This window comes from Bacillus cereus group sp. Bce041 (assembly GCF_052646455.1).
This window is the reverse complement of the sequence record NZ_JBQXON010000007.1, coordinates 21,329-37,300: the sequence shown is the minus strand read 5'-3', so window position 1 is coordinate 37,300 and position 15,972 is coordinate 21,329. Positions and strand designations below refer to the sequence as shown.

Below are 15,972 nucleotides of genomic sequence, written 5' to 3'. Positions count from 1 at the left end.
TAAAATAAATCTTTAGTAGAGGAATTAAATTATTGGTGAGTAAGGGGAAAAAAGCAATTATGGATCAGGAAAAAAATAATGCGAATGGGAAAGCACATCGGCCGATGGTATACATAAAAAGAACAATCATTCTCGTCTTACTATTATCACTTGTATATTTCATGTATACAAAAATTGTTGCGCACAATAAGAAAGAAGAAACTTTAAAAGCGGCAGCAGAAATGAAGAAACAAGAAGAGCTAAAAAAGAAAGAAGAAAAAAAGAAACAAGAAGTACAGAAGCAAAAACAAAAAGAGCAGGAAGAACAAGTGAAGCAAGCGCAAGCTGCGGAACAGCCTGCTGAAGGACCACCTCAAGAAATTAATGAAAACGCTCAATTGGACCAGTATTTAAAAAACGCAGGATTTAGTGGGACGGCTGTTATTGTGAAGAATGGAAAAGTTCTTTTGAATAAAGGGTACGGTATGGCAAATAAAGAGCAGCAAGTACCGAATAATTCAGAGACGACTTTTTATATTGGTTCTATTTCAAAGGCGTTTGTAGCAACTGCTATTATGCAGTTGAAAGATCAAAATAAATTGCAAGTAGAAGATACTGTTGCGAAGTATATTCCAAATTTCCCACAAGGTAATAGTATTCAGCTAAAACATCTATTAACACATACATCAGGGATTCCCGAATATGAGCAGGGAAAAGAAGATATTTCTCATGAAGAACTGATAAAGCGGATAGGTAATCAAAAGCGTATTGGTGGTCCAGGAGAGAAGTGGAAGTATTCCGATTCGAACTACTCTATACTTGCATACATTGCCGAGAAGGTAAGTGGGCAGTCACTCGAAGAATATATTAAACAACATATTTTTGCCACTGCCGGTATGAAACATTCTGGCTTTGGCACAGCGTTAGAACAAACAAGATTCCCATCAACGGGTTATAAAATAGTAAATAATAATATGACAACACCTAATATTCCAAGCATGTCACAACTTTATGGTTGTGGTGATATATATACGAGTGCACATGATTTATATTTATTTAATGAGGCGTTATACTCTGGAAAATTAATTTCAAAAGAGAGTTACGATCAAATGTTTACGGGTGGAAAAAAGGATTACGGGTTTGGATGGTACGTAGACCCAGGAAGCTATTCGAATCATGGTGTAATGCCAGGTTGGAATTGCTTAAACGGATTTAGTAAAAATGGCAGTGTATATGTTGTTTTATTATCTAACATTCAAAATAATATTAAATCATTTGGTAAAGTGAATAATGACATTTATTCGATATTGCGGAATATTGAAGTGTAAGAAACTATCCTTTTGGATAGTTTTTTTATGCTCTGAAACAAATATTTCTTTTAGAAAATGTATGTCTTACCTATCACAAAAATATCCATTTTGTATACATTAAGATGTATGGATGTAAAATTTTATAATCTAAAAATAATAGGAGGAGAAGTGTATGTGTCTGTTCAGAAAATATTGGCATAAATTATCAAGATTGTTTAATAGACAATTAGATTATTTTTTAGATAATAAGTTATTGCCTGCTGTGGAAAGACTTTTATTTTCACAAAACTTCGCGAGATTTATTCAAAGAAACTCTAAGCAAGCTACGGAAGAAGTTATTGAATCAAGTAGATTTCAATCTATTATTTGTAACATTTTAAAAGAATGCAATACATCACCTTTTAAAGAAATTGCAAAGCAGTATTTAGGTAAAAGCGTAGAGATTACGGTGACAGTTGGACAATTAACAGGTGTTATTGTAGCAGTTGGTGATGACTTTTTAACATTGCAAGAAGGAATAGGAACTGAAGTTTTATTACCATTTACAAGTATTATATCAATTAAAGAAGCTTAAGAAAGGAGAGTTATATATGTTATTTACTGATGAATTACGTAACCATGTTGGAGAACTAGTGCAAGTTGTGACAGCTGTAGAAATCATTGTAGGCGTTCTTTTATCTGTGACGGATGGGGCAGTAATTGTTCGTACTTCTCCTTCTTATGGACCACCAGAAGATGTAGTTGTGCGTATTCCTATTATTGCTTATGTTCGCTTGGAAGGGTAAGAGTGATACAAGTATGAGAGTGTCAGTTGTTATTCCAGTGCATAATGAAGCAAGTACTTTATCAAAAGTTTTAGTAGAGGTAAGAAAGCTCGAACCATATGAAGTTATCATAGTAGATAATGGATCGACAGATGGGACGAAGGAAATAGCATTACAGCATAATTGCCGTGTGATTTATTATAGATATTCTCTTGGTAATGATGTGGGACGGGCAATTGGTGCTAGAGAAGCAAAAGGCGAGATTGTTTTGTTTTTAGATGGTGATATCGTCATGAAAAGTGAAGAATTATACAATTTTATTAAAGGAATACGACAAGGACATGAGATTGTTTTAAATAATTTAACATGGTCCGTTTACTTGAAGATGAGACCGCATTATACGACGGTTGGAAAATATATGTTAAATCGTTATTTGAACAAGAAAGAGTTTGTTGTAGGTTCTTTAATTGCAATACCACATGCGATAAGTCGTAAAGTGATTGAAAAACTGGGGTGGTGGAATTTAGCAGATCCAGCATTATTTCAAGCGATGGCGATGTCTAGAGGAGTAGATATTTCTGATATGGCTTCAGTTGATGTCATCTACACAAATAAAGTTCGTCCTGTGCATACTGGTACATCGCCTGGCTCTCCTTATCCGAAAGCGACTAGTCGTATTATGGGTGATCATTTGCGAGCTTTACAATACGTAATCGAAACATATGGTAAACGCGGTGGTTTTTCAGAGGACAATAGAGATAGAGAGTTTGTAGGAAAGTATAAACCAGTTTTATTACAAAAGAATAAAGCGAAATATAGTGCCATTATCCCAGTATCAGAAGAGAAAATAACCATAAGGTCTGTTATAAAAGAAGTGAAAGAAGCAGGTGTAGATGAAATTATAGTTGTCGCGAATGGAGCAGATGTTGAGACTGTTAAACAGGCAAAGCTAGAGAATGTTATTGTTGTTGAGTTTACGAAGGCGCTTGGACATAATGTAGCACGAGCAATAGGTGCCATGCATGCTACGGCAGATATTTGTTTATTCGTTGATAGTGATCTTGTTATTCCAGCAAAAAAACTCACTCTATTTTTACATGCTGTTGAAGATGGAAATGACGTGGTGTTAAATGATTTACAATGCTTATTAGATATGTTTCATCCAGCAGATCCAATTAGTATGGGAAAATACTTTGTGAATTTGATAGCGAAACGACCAGATTTATGGAATAACTCACTAACTGCTGTACCACATGCCATTCATAAGAAGGTAATAGAGAAAATAGGATATGATTCCCTTATCATTCCGCCATTAGCACAAGTGAAAGCTATTTTAGAAGGATTCTCTATTACAACAGTAGAGTTAGTAGATGTTATAAAAACAAATCGCGTACGTCCAGAGCAACACGAATTTGTAAATGGGCGTATTTCAGCATTTGATCGTATTTTCGGTGATCAACTTGAAGCGGTTGCGTATTTATTACAATGTACGGACGAACGTGGTGGTTTTACAGATGGAGATAGAGATAGAGATGTAATTCAACAATTGAGAAGGGAAGAAGAGAATACAAATGAATAGTAGTAAAGTAGCTATTATTGGGCTAGGGTATGTTGGCCTTCCTTTAGCGGTACATTTTGCAGAAAGAGGGCATACAGTACTTGGATTAGATAAAGATATTAGAAAAATAGACTCAATTATAAAAGGAGAAAGTTATATTCCGGATGTTTCTTCTAAAGAGTTACAAAGTTTATTGACGAAAAAAAAATTAACAGTAAATACACCGGATCAAGGCATTGCTGATTTTCAAAATAGTGATTATGTTATTGTCACTGTCCCGACTCCAATTAATGAACAAAGAGAACCAGATTTAAGTGCCCTCATTTCAGCTTCGCATTATATACAACAAAACCTTCAAAAAGGACAAACCTTCATTTTTGAAAGCTCCACATATCCAGGTACACTTGAAGAAGTCATCCTACCTATTATTTCTCAAAATGGTAAAAAGGTAGGGGAAGATTTCTATATCGGATATTCCCCTGAGAGAATTGATCCAGCAAATAGTCAATATTCAGTTCAAGCTATTCCAAAAGTTATTAGTGGACAAACAGAAAAGTGTAAACAAAAGGTACAGGATTTATATAGTACCATTTTTGACGAAGTTGTACCTGTTAGCTCTCCGAAAGTAGCAGAGATGTGCAAGCTATTTGAAAATATTCAGCGCTTAGTTAACATTTCTTTAGTAAATGAACTAAACACACTATGTGAAAGTTTAGGCATTGATTTTTATGAGGCCATTGAAGCGGCATCTACAAAACCATTTGGGTTTACTCCGTATTGGCCAGGGCCAGGGATAGGGGGACACTGTATTCCCGTAGACCCTTTATATTTTCAATGGAGAATAAAAAAGAATGGGGCAATTAGTCAATTAATTGAGGCTGCACATATAATTAATGAAGAAATGCCAGAGAAAATGGTCCGGAAAGTAAAAAGTGTGGTGCAATTACCTGCAACGGTGTTAATTGTAGGGATTGCGTATAAAAAAGATGTAAATGATTTGAGAGAATCACCAGCGTTACCGATTATTCAATTATTAAGAAATCAAGGATACGAGATAGAATATCATGATCCTTATATTTCTTCCGCGGAAATTGGAGATAAGGTGTACCAATCTGTTTCTTTAGATGAAGAAAAAGTTAAAAAAGCGGATTGTATTTTAATTTTAACGGATCATTCTAATATTGATTGGAAGCTTTTTAAAGGAATGGATCGAGTAATAGATACACGCGGGATTGTAAAGAAGGTGAGTAAATGAGTAAGAAATGTTTAATTACAGGTGGGGCCGGATTTATCGGGTCGCATTTAGCTGAAGAGTTGATGAGAAGAGGTTATGAGGTCACTGTTGTGGATAACTTTTATAAAGGTAAAAATAAGTACCATAAAGAGTTAATGAAAGAAATCCGTGTTATTCCAATAAGTGTTTTAGATAAAAATTCTATTTATGAATTAGTAGATCAGCATGATGTCGTGTTTCATTTAGCAGCAATTTTAGGTGTGAAAACAACAATGGAAAAAAGTATAGAGCTCATAGAAACGAATTTTGATGGGACGAGAAATGTTTTACAAGCAGCGTTAAAAGGAAAGAAGAAAGTAGTTTTTGCTTCTACTTCAGAAGTATATGGTAAGGCCAAGCCGCCTTTCTCTGAAGAGGGAGATCGATTGTACGGGGCAACTTCTAAAATTCGTTGGAGTTATGCAGTTTGTAAAACGTTGGAAGAGACATTATGTTTAGGGTACGCATTAGAAGGTTTACCAGTAACGATTGTTCGATACTTTAATATTTATGGTCCAAGAGCGAAAGATGGTCCATATGCAGGAGTAATCCCGCGATTTATCCGCGCGGCACTGCAAGGAGAAGACATTCTCGTATATGGAGATGGAAAGCAGACACGTTGTTTTACGTATGTAAGTGATGCGGTAGAGGCAACGATTCGGGCAATGGATGAGAAGGTAAATGGTGAGATTATTAATATAGGTTCTGAGAATGAAAAGAGCATAAAAGAAGTAGCAGAAGTAATTAAAAAATTAACGAATTCTTCTTCGAAGATTGTCCAAGTGCCTTTTGAAGAAGTATATCCTCATGGTTTTGAAGAAATTCCAAATAGAAGACCAGATGTAACAAAATTAAAAGAGCTTGTTCAATTTCAGGCGAAAGTAACGTGGGAAAACGGATTGAAGGAAACAATTAAGTGGTTTCGTGAACAAAACAATGGCTAAGTCATTATCTGTTATTATTCCTGCATGTAATGAGGTCGATACGATTTCAGACGTTATTCAATCGGTAAGACCATTAAATCCAGTAGAAATCATTGTAGTAGCAAACGGTTGTAATGATGGAACAGAAGATGTTGCAGATCGTTTAGGGTGTAAAGTAATCAAGCATACAGAGCTACTAGGGAACGATGTTGGACGTGCAGTCGGCGCAAAACATGCGATAGGCGATGTATTACTATTTATAGATGGTGATTTTGCTATTCCAACTTCAAAATTAAAATTATTCCTTAATCCGATTTTATACGATCAGGCAGATGTAGTTTTAAATAATTTGGATGCATTATTTTTAAAAAGGCAAAAAACCACTTCTATTACAGTATGGCGCCAAATATTAAATGCAATGTTAGAGCGTGAAGAATTAAAAATGAATTCTTTATTAGATGTACCTCATGCGCTGACGAAAGAAGTCGTTCAAAGCATCGGATATGAATGTTTTGTTAATCCTATTGTGGCTCATTTACGCCTAGTTCAAAGTAAATGGAGAATTAGTCGTCATTGTGCTATTGACGTTATTACGCCGAATAAATTTCGTCCATTCCAGCATGCTGCATATGGGACAAATCTTTCCCAATCTGAAAAAAGAATGATAGGTGATCATATAGAAGCAGTAGCAGAACGGATATTAAGCAGTGATGAGCGCGGAGGATATTATGATGGAAATAGGAAAAGGGATAGTGTCTATCATACTTTAAGTTTTGAAGAGTTTTATCAAGGGTGGGGTGTTACATCTGATTTCTATAAAGGAAAGCAACTATCGGTTGTTATTCCCGTACAAGATGAAGAGAAAACAATTGGAAACGTTATAGAAGAGCTTCGCAAAATTGAACCCTTCGAAATTATCGTTGTCGTAAATGGTTCGTCAGATAAAACGAAAAAAATTGCAAAAGACAAAGGGGCAACGACAATTGTATATAAAGAAGCACTCGGAAATGATGTGGGGCGCTCACTTGGAACGTATTTTGCAAAAGGAGAAATTGTGTTATTTATAGATGGCGATTTTGTTATTCCAGCGAGTGAGCTATATCCTTTTGCGAAAGCTATTGCAGATGGAACAGATGTTGCATTAAATGATCTAAATCATTATTTAGATTTAAGAGTACCGCTTCATCTTGTAACTGCATTTAAATATGCATTAAATTTAGCTTGTGATAGAAAAGATCTAGGCGTAGGCTCTCTTATCGCTGTACCGAATGCGTTTAGCCGTAAGTGTTTGAAAGAAATTGGGTATAGATCTTTACTGGCGCCGTGTGTAGCCCAAGTGAAAGCTATTCTTTCAGGATTTGAAGTTGCATGTGTAAGTCGTGTTGAGGTCGATAAGATGAACCGTATTCGTCCCAGTGAACATTTTGCTAAAATAGGTCATCCACCAGCTGTACTTCGAATTATAGGTGATCATATAGAAGGACTAGATCAAATAATTGCATTAACAGACAATCGTGGCGGATTCTATGATGGCAATAGAAAAAGAGATGTTTTATAGAAGTAACAAAAAAAGTGTACAACATGTGTACACTTTTTTGTTCTGTTATAAAAACTATAACAGATTAGGAGATAAGAGTATTACAGCTCTACAATGGGTATTGTTCTTATATTACAAAATAGGACTCGTATATAAGGATACCAAAAAAATACAATTAAGGAAAGGGTTAATTTTAAAGACTTTTAAATGAAGTTAACACTATATATATAGTAGTTTGCTCAATATTTCACAAACATGTCACAACTATTTCGTTCACTTTCGTAAAAAAGTAGTATTCTAAGTGTGTAAGCTGTTATATAAAAAATCTTAGTCCTGTACTAATCAAAAATGGAGGAGATTAGGATGACTCAAGTATTAGAAAATGTTAAAAACGCATGGGAAAACTTTAAAGGTGAAAAATGGAAAGCAGAGATTGATGTTCGCGATTTCATTTTAAATAATGTAAACGTTTTCGAAGGGGACGAATCTTTCTTAGCAGAAGCAACTGAAGCAACGAAACAACTTTGGGATCAAGTAATGGATTTAACAACGAAAGAACGTGAAAACGGTGGCGTTCTTGATATGGATACAAAAATTGTTTCTTCTATTACATCACATGACCCAGGATACTTAAATAAAGATATTGAAAAAGTAGTCGGTTTCCAAACTGATAAACCATTTAAACGTTCTTTACAACCATATGGTGGTATTCGTATGGCAGAACAAGCTTGTGAATCTTATGGATACGAAATGGATAAAGAACTTAGTCGTATTTTTAGAGAGTGGAGAAAAACTCATAACCAAGGTGTATTTGATGCATACACACCAGAAATGAGAAATGCACGTAAATCAGGTGTTATTACTGGTCTTCCAGATGCATACGGACGTGGACGTATTATCGGTGACTATCGCCGAGTAGCGTTATATGGTATTGATCATTTAATTGAAGCGAAAAAAGCTGATTTGAATTTAACTGGTGGTGTAATGAGCGAAGATACGATGCGTTTACGCGAAGAGTTATCTGAGCAAATGCGTGCACTTCAAGAGTTAAAAGAAATGGCTGCTTCTCATGGCTTCGATATTTCTAAGCCAGCAACAAATGCACAAGAAGCATTCCAATGGTTATACTTCGCATACCTTGCAGCGATTAAAGAACAAAACGGAGCTGCAATGAGTCTTGGACGTACTTCTACATTCTTAGATATTTACATTGAAAGAGATTTAGCAAATGGTACTTTAACAGAAGAAGAAGTACAAGAAATTGTAGATCACTTCATTATGAAATTACGTCTTGTGAAATTCGCAAGAACACCTGATTATAATGAATTATTCTCTGGTGACCCAACTTGGGTAACTGAATCTATCGGTGGTATGGCATTAGATGGTCGTCCATTAGTAACAAAGAACTCATTCCGTTTCTTGCATACATTAGATAATTTAGGACCAGCTCCAGAACCCAACTTAACTGTTCTTTGGTCTAAACAATTACCAGAGAACTTTAAAAACTACTGTGCGAAAATGTCTATTAAAACATCAGCAATTCAATATGAGAATGATGACATTATGCGTCCTGAATACGGCGATGATTACGGTATTGCATGTTGCGTATCTGCAATGAGAATCGGTAAACAAATGCAGTTCTTCGGAGCTCGTGCAAACTTAGCCAAAGCATTATTATATGCGATTAACGGTGGCAAAGATGAAAAGTCAAAAGCACAAGTTGGTCCTGAGTACGCACCAATTACTTCTGAAGTATTAAATTATGAAGAAGTTATGCATAAGTTTGATATGACAATGGAATGGTTAGCGGGTCTATATTTAAACACATTAAATGTTATCCATTACATGCATGATAAATATAGCTACGAACGTATTGAAATGGCACTTCATGATACAAACGTTCTTCGTACAATGGCAACAGGTATCGCTGGTCTATCTGTAGTAGCAGATTCATTAAGTGCAATTAAATACGCAAAAGTAAAACCAATTCGTGATGAAAATGGTATTGCAGTTGACTTCGAGATTGAAGGAGATTTCCCTAAATACGGTAACAATGATGATCGTGTAGATGAGATTGCTGTAAATCTTGTAAAAACATTTATGAATAAACTTCGTAAACATAAAACATACAGAAACTCTGTTCATACAATGTCAATCTTAACAATCACATCTAACGTTGTTTACGGTAAGAAAACTGGTAATACTCCAGATGGCCGCCGTACTGGAGAACCATTTGCACCAGGTGCGAACCCAATGCATGGACGCGATAAAAAAGGTGCATTAGCTTCATTATTATCTGTGGCTAAATTACCATATGAAGATGCACAAGATGGTATTTCTAATACATTCTCTATTATTCCGAAAGCACTTGGTAAAGAAGATGATGTACAAGTACGTAACTTAGTATCAATGCTTGATGGCTATGCAGTAAAAGAAGGGCACCACTTAAATATTAACGTATTTAACCGTGAAACATTAATGGATGCAATGGAACATCCTGAGAAGTATCCACAATTAACAATTCGTGTATCTGGTTATGCTGTAAACTTTATTAAATTAACTCGTGAACAACAAATTGATGTAATTAACCGTACAATGCATGAAAGCATGTAAATGAAAAAAGGTGTCCCTTCGCTCTTAATATATAGCGAAGGGAGGCTGTTTCAATAAAGGAGGAAGTAACATGGTAAAAGGAAGAATACATTCTGTAGAGTCTTGTGGTACTGTTGATGGCCCGGGGATTCGTTATGTCATATTTACACAAGGGTGTTTATTACGTTGTCAATATTGTCATAATGCTGATACGTGGGAAATCGGTAAAGGTAAAGAAATAACAGTTGAAGAAGTGATGCAGGATGTGACATGTTACCTTCCATTTATTGAAGCTTCCGGAGGCGGTATAACAGTTAGCGGTGGAGAGCCATTATTACAGCTAGACTTTTTAATTGAGTTGTTTAAAAAGTGTAAAGCGGCTGGTATCCATACAACAATCGACTCTTCGGGTGGTTGTTATTCTGAGGAACCAGAATTCCAAAATAAGCTAGATATTTTAATGGATTATACAGATTTAGTTTTATTGGATCTGAAACATATCGATTCCAAAAAGCATCGTAAATTAACAGGGAAACCAAATGAACATATTTTACAATTTGCTCGTTATTTATCGGATAAGAATAAACCGATTTGGGTACGACACGTATTAGTTCCTGGTGTTACGGATAATGAAGAGGATCTACAAAAACTATCTAGCTTTATTCAAAGTCTGTCTAATGTTCAAAAAGTTGAAGTGTTACCATATCATAAGCTTGGTGTATATAAATGGGAGGCGCTTGGACACAAGTATCCACTCGCAAATGTAGAACCACCTACTGAGAAAAATGTAGAACATGCTAAATATATTTTACAAGCGGTCTAATCCAAATATTGGATTAGGCTTTTTGCTTTCTTTACAATAAAATCTAGAGTATATATTGATAAAAGATTATACTGAAAGTAGAATATCCATAATTTTGTACGGAATAAATGGAGAAATTTACATAATTGTAAAGGGAAATCAAAATAGTAAAAAGAATTAAGAAGTAAAAGAGTGAGTATCATGGAATAGAGAACACTTGTAAGTTATTGCGAAAGCTCTTATAGGAAAGTATAATGTAAAGATATGAGCACAGATAGGATTAAGGGGTCAATCTTATATGCTTTGCATATCCACGACAGGTACATAGCTGAAAGGGAATTATTAGAATCTGTTTATGTAATTTTTAAGGAAAATGTTTTTCCTATTGTCGTATATGCAATATGGAGAAACAAAAAGCTAGGAGTGGATTTGTTTGATAAAAAACCCCAAGGTTTTAATATTAACTGCACATTACGGTAATGGTCATGTGCAAGTAGCAAAAACATTAGAACAAACATTTCGCCAAAAAGGAATTGAAGATGTTATTGTATGCGACTTGTTTGGAGAATCACATCCATTTATAACTGACATTACAAAATATCTATATTTAAAAAGTTATACAATAGGAAAAGAATTATATCGTTTGTTTTATTACGGGGTAGAAAAAATTTATGATAAGAAAATAGCATCTTGGTATGCGAACTTTGGAAGAAAACGTTTGAAAACACTATTACAGGTGGAGAAACCAGATATTGTAATTAATACATTTCCAATTATCGCTGTACCAGAATTGAAGAAACAAACAGGTATTTCAATTCCTGTCTATAACGTATTAACGGATTTTTGCGTGCACAAAATATGGATTCATCGAGAAGTAGATCGTTATTTTGTTGCAACGGATCATGTGAAAGAATTGATGGTTGATATCGGTGTACCTGCGGAACAAATTGTTGAAACAGGAATTCCAATTCGGAGTAGTTTTGAGTTAAAGGTAAATCCAGAAATCATATATACTAAATATCAGTTATGTAAGAATAAAAAGATTTTACTAATTGTAGCAGGTGCTCATGGGGTATTAGGAAATGTAAAAGAACTATGCCAATCATTTATGTCAGTGCCTAATTTACAAGTAGTTGTCGTTTGTGGGAAAAATGAAGCTTTAAAACAGGATTTATTAAGTTTACAGAAGCAAAATTCCGATGCATTAAAAGTGTTTGGGTATGTTGAAAATATTGATGAATTATTCCGTGTTACTTCTTGTATGATTACGAAGCCAGGCGGAATAACATTAAGTGAAGCAGCAGCGTTGCAAGTACCTGTCATTTTATATAAGCCTGTTCCAGGACAAGAAAATGAAAATGCGATGTACTTTGAAAGAAAGGGAGCAGCAGTTGTCATTCGCGATGATAGTGAGGTTTTTGCAAAAACAGAGGCATTATTACAAGATGATGTGAAGCTTCTTCAAATGAAAGAAGCAATGAAAAGCATCTATCTTCCAGAGCCAGCTGGTCATATTGTAGATGCAATTTTGGCAGAAAATCATGCAGAACCGCGTCATATACCTATTAAATCACCTGCTCTTGCACAATCTTTTACTTAATATGAAACCCTCTTTGTATATGTAAAGAGGGTTCTTTATTATTTTCAAAGAAAATTCAGCCAGTTATCCACAAAAGGATTGCGCTTTCATTAAACAGTAAAGTCGGAATATTAACAACTATATCCACATTGTCCACAATTTTTAGAAAAATATCCACAATTAAAACAGCTGATATATGCTTTAATATAGAAAAATATTAAATGTTTTTGAAAATTACTAACAATTCTGTTGGTTTTGTGGATAAAGTTGTCCACAGCAAAAAAAGCCCCTTATGTATAAGGGGCTTTTTTTGCTTACTTCTATCAATCGAGAAAATTATGTAATGAAAATGAATAATTAGGGGGGAAACTTCTAATTATTCATTTTCACTTTAAATGCTTTTCGAGCGATATCCTGCTGCACGATCTGCTTTTTGAAATTCGCGTTGATAGAGAACTTCTTGTGTACTAGATAATGTGTTTTTTGCTTTATCACGTTTCTTTTTATCCATTACAAATCACCTCGTGTCTTAAAGTTACTATTTATCGTTTCCAAAGACATGAGGGGATATACGCATATGGAAAATGTTAATGATTGATTATCATTTCAGAAAATTTAGATTATGCTTCTTTTAATTGATGAGCATCTTGGAAGGTTGTATCTCGCATTGTAGCAAGTGTGTATTGATCTTTTGGAATTTCATATAAGTTATATACTTCTTCGTTTGCGTTAATTTCATCATATACGGCTTTTCTTGTTTCGTTTGCTAGATTCACATATTGCAGTTTTTCTGCAGCTTTAATAGAACGAATATTTATTTTACGAATACGCATGAAAATTGTTTCAATATCTAATTCATAGAAAAGTTCACTAAAAAATGAATCTTTTGCCAATTTATTATAGCCTTTTCCATGATATGGTTTGCCGAGCCATGTCCCGAGAAATCCAGCTTTTTCTTGCACATCAAATAAAGTAATTGTTCCGATAGGGTTACCCCATTCATCTAAAATTGTGCGTGAAATTAATTCACCACGCTCTTCAGCTTCAATCGTTTGTTTTGTTAAGAATAAATATTCTTCATAAGAATAAGCCTTTTGACGCACAAAAGGGAAGACAGCTGGATCCACCATTAACTCGTATAGAACGTGGCTGTCGTGTAAGTCGCGTTTTTTCAACATACTAACTCCTCCTCACACGAGGGTAGCATGACGAAAAAACACCCCACCCTCGAAATTTTTATATCAATCTTTAAAAAATTTCGGGGTGGGAATCGAACCCACTAGAACCAGTTTCTAACGCTGGTGGCGCACCATTTGCCTTCCCCATTCATCAATTTGAAAATGATAATCACGACACAAATTGATTATGGTTTCATTCAGTTTATAATCGTATAATACTTTATCTAGTCAAAAAAATAAACTAGTTTTTTTTATTTTTTTTGTAAATTATTTTTCCATCAATCATAGTTAGTACAGGCTTGGCTAAATAATGGAAAGGATGATGAGTCCATAACACGAGATCGGCGTCTTTTCCAACCTCGATGCTTCCAATTCTATCCTCTAAACGCAAATTTCGCGCTGGGAATATGGTGATTCCTTCTAGTGCTGTTTTCTCGTCTAATCCTTCTCTTACTGCGACAGCGGCACAAATATTTAAATATTGAATGGGTGTATAAGGATGATCTGTTGTTATAGAAACTTCCACACCATTTTTAGATAATATATGGTAAGTATCCCATGTCTTGTTTTTTAGTTCGATTTTAGAACGACGTGTCAGAGTGGGACCAACTGAAACCTTCAAATTATGTTTCGAAAGCTCTTCAACAAGAAAGTGTCCTTCTGTACAATGTTCAATACGTAGATCGAGGTTGAATTCCGTTGCAAAGCGTAGCGCAGAACTAATATCATCTGCTCGGTGAGCGTGGATACGTACGGGTATTTCACGACGTAATGCTTTTAAAATAGGAAGCATTCGAAAATCAGCTTCGTGCCCGTAGTGTTGTGCTTCATAGAATGATTCCCGAAGTAACCCCATAATCCCCATACGTGTAATGGATTCTTTTGTTCCATTACTATGGACTTTTTTAGGATTTTCTCCAAAGGCAATCTTTAAACCAGCAGGTTCTTGAATAATCATATGATCAATACAAGTTCCAGCTGTTTTTATTACACAAGTAGTCCCCCCGATAATATTTTGACTGCCAGGCATAACGTGAACGGTTGTAATTCCGTTTTGTACAGCGTCTTGAAAGGCGATATCCAAAGGGTGGATTCCATCTAAAGAACGAATATGTGGTGTTGAAACTTCAGATGTTTCATTGGCATCATTTCCAGCCCAACCAGTGCCTTCATCATAGAGACCAAGGTGAGTATGGACATCAATAAAGCCAGGTAAGAGATGGAGTGCTCGTGCATCTATAACGGTCATATCTTGAGTAGGTTGAATAAAAGATTTGACCTCGGTAATTCGCTCTCCTGTAACGAGTACATCGCCTTGAAACTTTTGAGATGTAATAGGGTATACAATGGCTTGTTTGAGCAATATTTTCATAGGTACCTCATTTCTGTTACTTTATAATGCTAATGGAAGTTAAGGGAAAGTAACTGAAAGGTTATTTGTATGGTAATGCTTCGGATCCTAGAAAATGAAAGTTTTGAAAGAGCCCATGTAAAATTGTGTTTTAGAAGTACTACATTGTATGCGAAAGTATATTTTGTAATGCATGGTCTATTGCCGGAAATGTGTATTGGTATCCATGTTCAATTGCCTTAATGGGTAATACACGTTGCCCTTCTAGTACAAGTATGCTCATTTCACCTAATAAAGTTTGAATGATAAATGAAGGTACAGGCAACCAATGAGGCTTGTTCATTATAGTTGCAATGTTTTCTCCAAATTCCTTCATTCTTATGGGTGTTGGTGCTGTCATATTAAGAGGGCCATCAATTTCTTTTTTGTGTATGATGAAATCCATCATACGAACGACGTCGTCTATATGAATCCATGATAACCATTGCTTCCCAGAACCAATGGTGCCGCCGATATAGAATTGATAGGGAAGTAGCATTTTTGGAAGAGCTCCTCCATTTGCACCTAATACGACTCCAAATCTTGCGTAGATTGTTCGTATTCCGAGAGAACGTGCTTTAGATGCTTCTTGTTCCCATGAATATACTGTATTTGCTAAAAAGTCATTTCCAGGAGTCTCATGCTGTTCTGTAAAAGACTCTATTTCAGATGTTCCGTAGTATCCAATAGCACTTGCGTTAATAAATGTGTGTGGCTTTGTATGGAGTCCCTGCAATTGTTTAATGAGTCCTTTTGTTGTTTGAATTCTACTGTTTAAAATGGCTTTCTTTTGTTGCTTTGTCCATCTACTATTAATAGACTCTCCGGCTAGATTAATAACTACATCAATAGAAGAGAGGGGGAAGGTTTGTAAATCTGGTGTCCATTGAACATACTGAAGGTTAGGGTCGGAAGTTTCAGTAGTTTTTTTTCGTGTGAGAATGTAAACAGTATATCCTTTTTGAATAAAAAAAGTAGAAAGGGATTTACCGATAAAGCCTGTACCACCAGAAATTGCGATTTTCACAAGTATTTCCTCCTCATTATATATATTCTTGAAAAGAAAAAATGTTCCTCGACTATGTTA

General features: G+C 35.2%; 15 protein-coding genes. 11 read left to right on the top strand and 4 right to left on the bottom strand.

Annotated features, from left to right (window positions below; all coding sequences use genetic code 11):
- Positions 1 to 59 precede the first annotated feature (59 nt).
- From ACUN13_RS21195 to ACUN13_RS21145, 11 genes are all read left to right on the top strand, one after another.
- Complete coding sequence (locus ACUN13_RS21195) at positions 60 to 1,307, top strand: serine hydrolase domain-containing protein (protein ID WP_088346426.1); 1,248 nt, start codon at positions 60 to 62, stop codon at positions 1,305 to 1,307.
- A 154-nt stretch (positions 1,308 to 1,461) separates the two neighbouring features.
- Positions 1,462 to 1,863: a hypothetical protein gene (locus ACUN13_RS21190; RefSeq protein WP_000335532.1), complete on the top strand. Its 402-nt coding sequence runs from the start codon at positions 1,462 to 1,464 to the stop codon at positions 1,861 to 1,863.
- Positions 1,864 to 1,879: 16 nt separating this feature from the next.
- Positions 1,880 to 2,074, top strand: coding sequence for a hypothetical protein (locus tag ACUN13_RS21185; protein WP_000899470.1), 195 nt, complete (start codon positions 1,880 to 1,882; stop codon positions 2,072 to 2,074).
- A 13-nt stretch (positions 2,075 to 2,087) separates the two neighbouring features.
- Positions 2,088 to 3,632: a glycosyltransferase family 2 protein gene (locus tag ACUN13_RS21180; RefSeq protein WP_025687076.1), complete on the top strand. Its 1,545-nt coding sequence runs from the start codon at positions 2,088 to 2,090 to the stop codon at positions 3,630 to 3,632.
- Complete coding sequence (locus ACUN13_RS21175; protein ID WP_001088925.1) at positions 3,625 to 4,866, top strand: nucleotide sugar dehydrogenase; 1,242 nt, start codon at positions 3,625 to 3,627, stop codon at positions 4,864 to 4,866. The genes ACUN13_RS21180 and ACUN13_RS21175 overlap by 8 nt, the downstream gene beginning before the upstream one ends.
- Positions 4,863 to 5,828, top strand: coding sequence for an NAD-dependent epimerase/dehydratase family protein (locus tag ACUN13_RS21170; protein ID WP_000037020.1), 966 nt, complete (start codon positions 4,863 to 4,865; stop codon positions 5,826 to 5,828). Before ACUN13_RS21175 ends, ACUN13_RS21170 begins: the two co-directional genes overlap by 4 nt.
- Positions 5,821 to 7,365, top strand: coding sequence for a glycosyltransferase family 2 protein (locus ACUN13_RS21165; RefSeq protein WP_013141734.1), 1,545 nt, complete (start codon positions 5,821 to 5,823; stop codon positions 7,363 to 7,365). The genes ACUN13_RS21170 and ACUN13_RS21165 overlap by 8 nt, the downstream gene beginning before the upstream one ends.
- Complete coding sequence (locus tag ACUN13_RS21160; RefSeq protein ID WP_002094217.1) at positions 7,334 to 7,555, top strand: hypothetical protein; 222 nt, start codon at positions 7,334 to 7,336, stop codon at positions 7,553 to 7,555. Before ACUN13_RS21165 ends, ACUN13_RS21160 begins: the two co-directional genes overlap by 32 nt.
- A 152-nt stretch (positions 7,556 to 7,707) precedes the next feature.
- Complete coding sequence (gene pflB, locus ACUN13_RS21155; protein WP_025687077.1) at positions 7,708 to 9,957, top strand: formate C-acetyltransferase; 2,250 nt, start codon at positions 7,708 to 7,710, stop codon at positions 9,955 to 9,957.
- 70 nt (positions 9,958 to 10,027) lie between these two features.
- Positions 10,028 to 10,759 (top strand): pyruvate formate-lyase-activating protein, encoded by a 732-nt coding sequence (pflA, locus tag ACUN13_RS21150; RefSeq protein ID WP_000238458.1) that lies wholly within the window; start codon positions 10,028 to 10,030, stop codon positions 10,757 to 10,759.
- Between the two features lie 412 nt (positions 10,760 to 11,171).
- Positions 11,172 to 12,338 carry a diglucosyl diacylglycerol synthase gene (locus ACUN13_RS21145; RefSeq protein WP_000594691.1) on the top strand — a complete coding sequence of 389 codons (1,167 nt, stop codon included), beginning with the start codon at positions 11,172 to 11,174 and terminating at the stop codon, positions 12,336 to 12,338.
- A 370-nt stretch (positions 12,339 to 12,708) separates the two neighbouring features.
- Here ACUN13_RS21145 and ACUN13_RS21140 read toward each other — a convergent pair whose 3' ends face one another.
- The 4 genes from ACUN13_RS21140 to ACUN13_RS21125 all read right to left on the bottom strand — a co-directional run bounded on the left by ACUN13_RS21140 (position 12,709) and on the right by ACUN13_RS21125 (position 15,912).
- Positions 12,709 to 12,828 (bottom strand): YfhE family protein, encoded by a 120-nt coding sequence (locus tag ACUN13_RS21140; protein ID WP_000358482.1) that lies wholly within the window; start codon positions 12,826 to 12,828, stop codon positions 12,709 to 12,711.
- 109 nt (positions 12,829 to 12,937) lie between these two features.
- A complete protein-coding gene (locus ACUN13_RS21135) occupies positions 12,938 to 13,495 on the bottom strand; it encodes a GNAT family N-acetyltransferase (RefSeq protein WP_000914737.1) in 558 nt (185 codons plus the stop codon).
- A 241-nt stretch (positions 13,496 to 13,736) separates the two neighbouring features.
- Positions 13,737 to 14,867, bottom strand: coding sequence for an amidohydrolase (locus ACUN13_RS21130; RefSeq protein ID WP_025687079.1), 1,131 nt, complete (start codon positions 14,865 to 14,867; stop codon positions 13,737 to 13,739).
- Between the two features lie 139 nt (positions 14,868 to 15,006).
- The gene (locus tag ACUN13_RS21125; protein WP_000684382.1) at positions 15,007 to 15,912 is read right to left on the bottom strand and encodes a TIGR01777 family oxidoreductase; all 906 of its coding nucleotides are present in this window, start codon (positions 15,910 to 15,912) and stop codon (positions 15,007 to 15,009) included.
- Between the last annotated feature and the right edge of the window lie 60 nt (positions 15,913 to 15,972).

Excerpts from the sequence above, each read along its gene's own strand:
- ACUN13_RS21165 (WP_013141734.1), top strand. The coding sequence starts at position 5,821 with ATGGCTAAGTCATTATCTGTTATTATTCCTGCATGTAATGAGGTCGAT.
- ACUN13_RS21170 (WP_000037020.1), top strand. The coding sequence starts at position 4,863 with ATGAGTAAGAAATGTTTAATTACAGGTGGGGCCGGATTTATCGGGTCG.
- ACUN13_RS21140 (WP_000358482.1), bottom strand. The coding sequence starts at position 12,828 with ATGGATAAAAAGAAACGTGATAAAGCAAAAAACACATTATCTAGTACA.
- ACUN13_RS21180 (WP_025687076.1), top strand. The coding sequence starts at position 2,088 with ATGAGAGTGTCAGTTGTTATTCCAGTGCATAATGAAGCAAGTACTTTA.
- ACUN13_RS21160 (WP_002094217.1), top strand. The coding sequence starts at position 7,334 with ATGATGGCAATAGAAAAAGAGATGTTTTATAGAAGTAACAAAAAAAGT.
- pflA (WP_000238458.1), top strand. The coding sequence starts at position 10,028 with ATGGTAAAAGGAAGAATACATTCTGTAGAGTCTTGTGGTACTGTTGAT.
- pflB (WP_025687077.1), top strand. The coding sequence starts at position 7,708 with ATGACTCAAGTATTAGAAAATGTTAAAAACGCATGGGAAAACTTTAAA.
- ACUN13_RS21130 (WP_025687079.1), bottom strand. The coding sequence starts at position 14,867 with ATGAAAATATTGCTCAAACAAGCCATTGTATACCCTATTACATCTCAA.
- ACUN13_RS21195 (WP_088346426.1), top strand. The coding sequence starts at position 60 with ATGGATCAGGAAAAAAATAATGCGAATGGGAAAGCACATCGGCCGATG.
- ACUN13_RS21135 (WP_000914737.1), bottom strand. The coding sequence starts at position 13,495 with ATGTTGAAAAAACGCGACTTACACGACAGCCACGTTCTATACGAGTTA.
- ACUN13_RS21190 (WP_000335532.1), top strand. The coding sequence starts at position 1,462 with ATGTGTCTGTTCAGAAAATATTGGCATAAATTATCAAGATTGTTTAAT.
- ACUN13_RS21185 (WP_000899470.1), top strand. The coding sequence starts at position 1,880 with ATGTTATTTACTGATGAATTACGTAACCATGTTGGAGAACTAGTGCAA.
- ACUN13_RS21175 (WP_001088925.1), top strand. The coding sequence starts at position 3,625 with ATGAATAGTAGTAAAGTAGCTATTATTGGGCTAGGGTATGTTGGCCTT.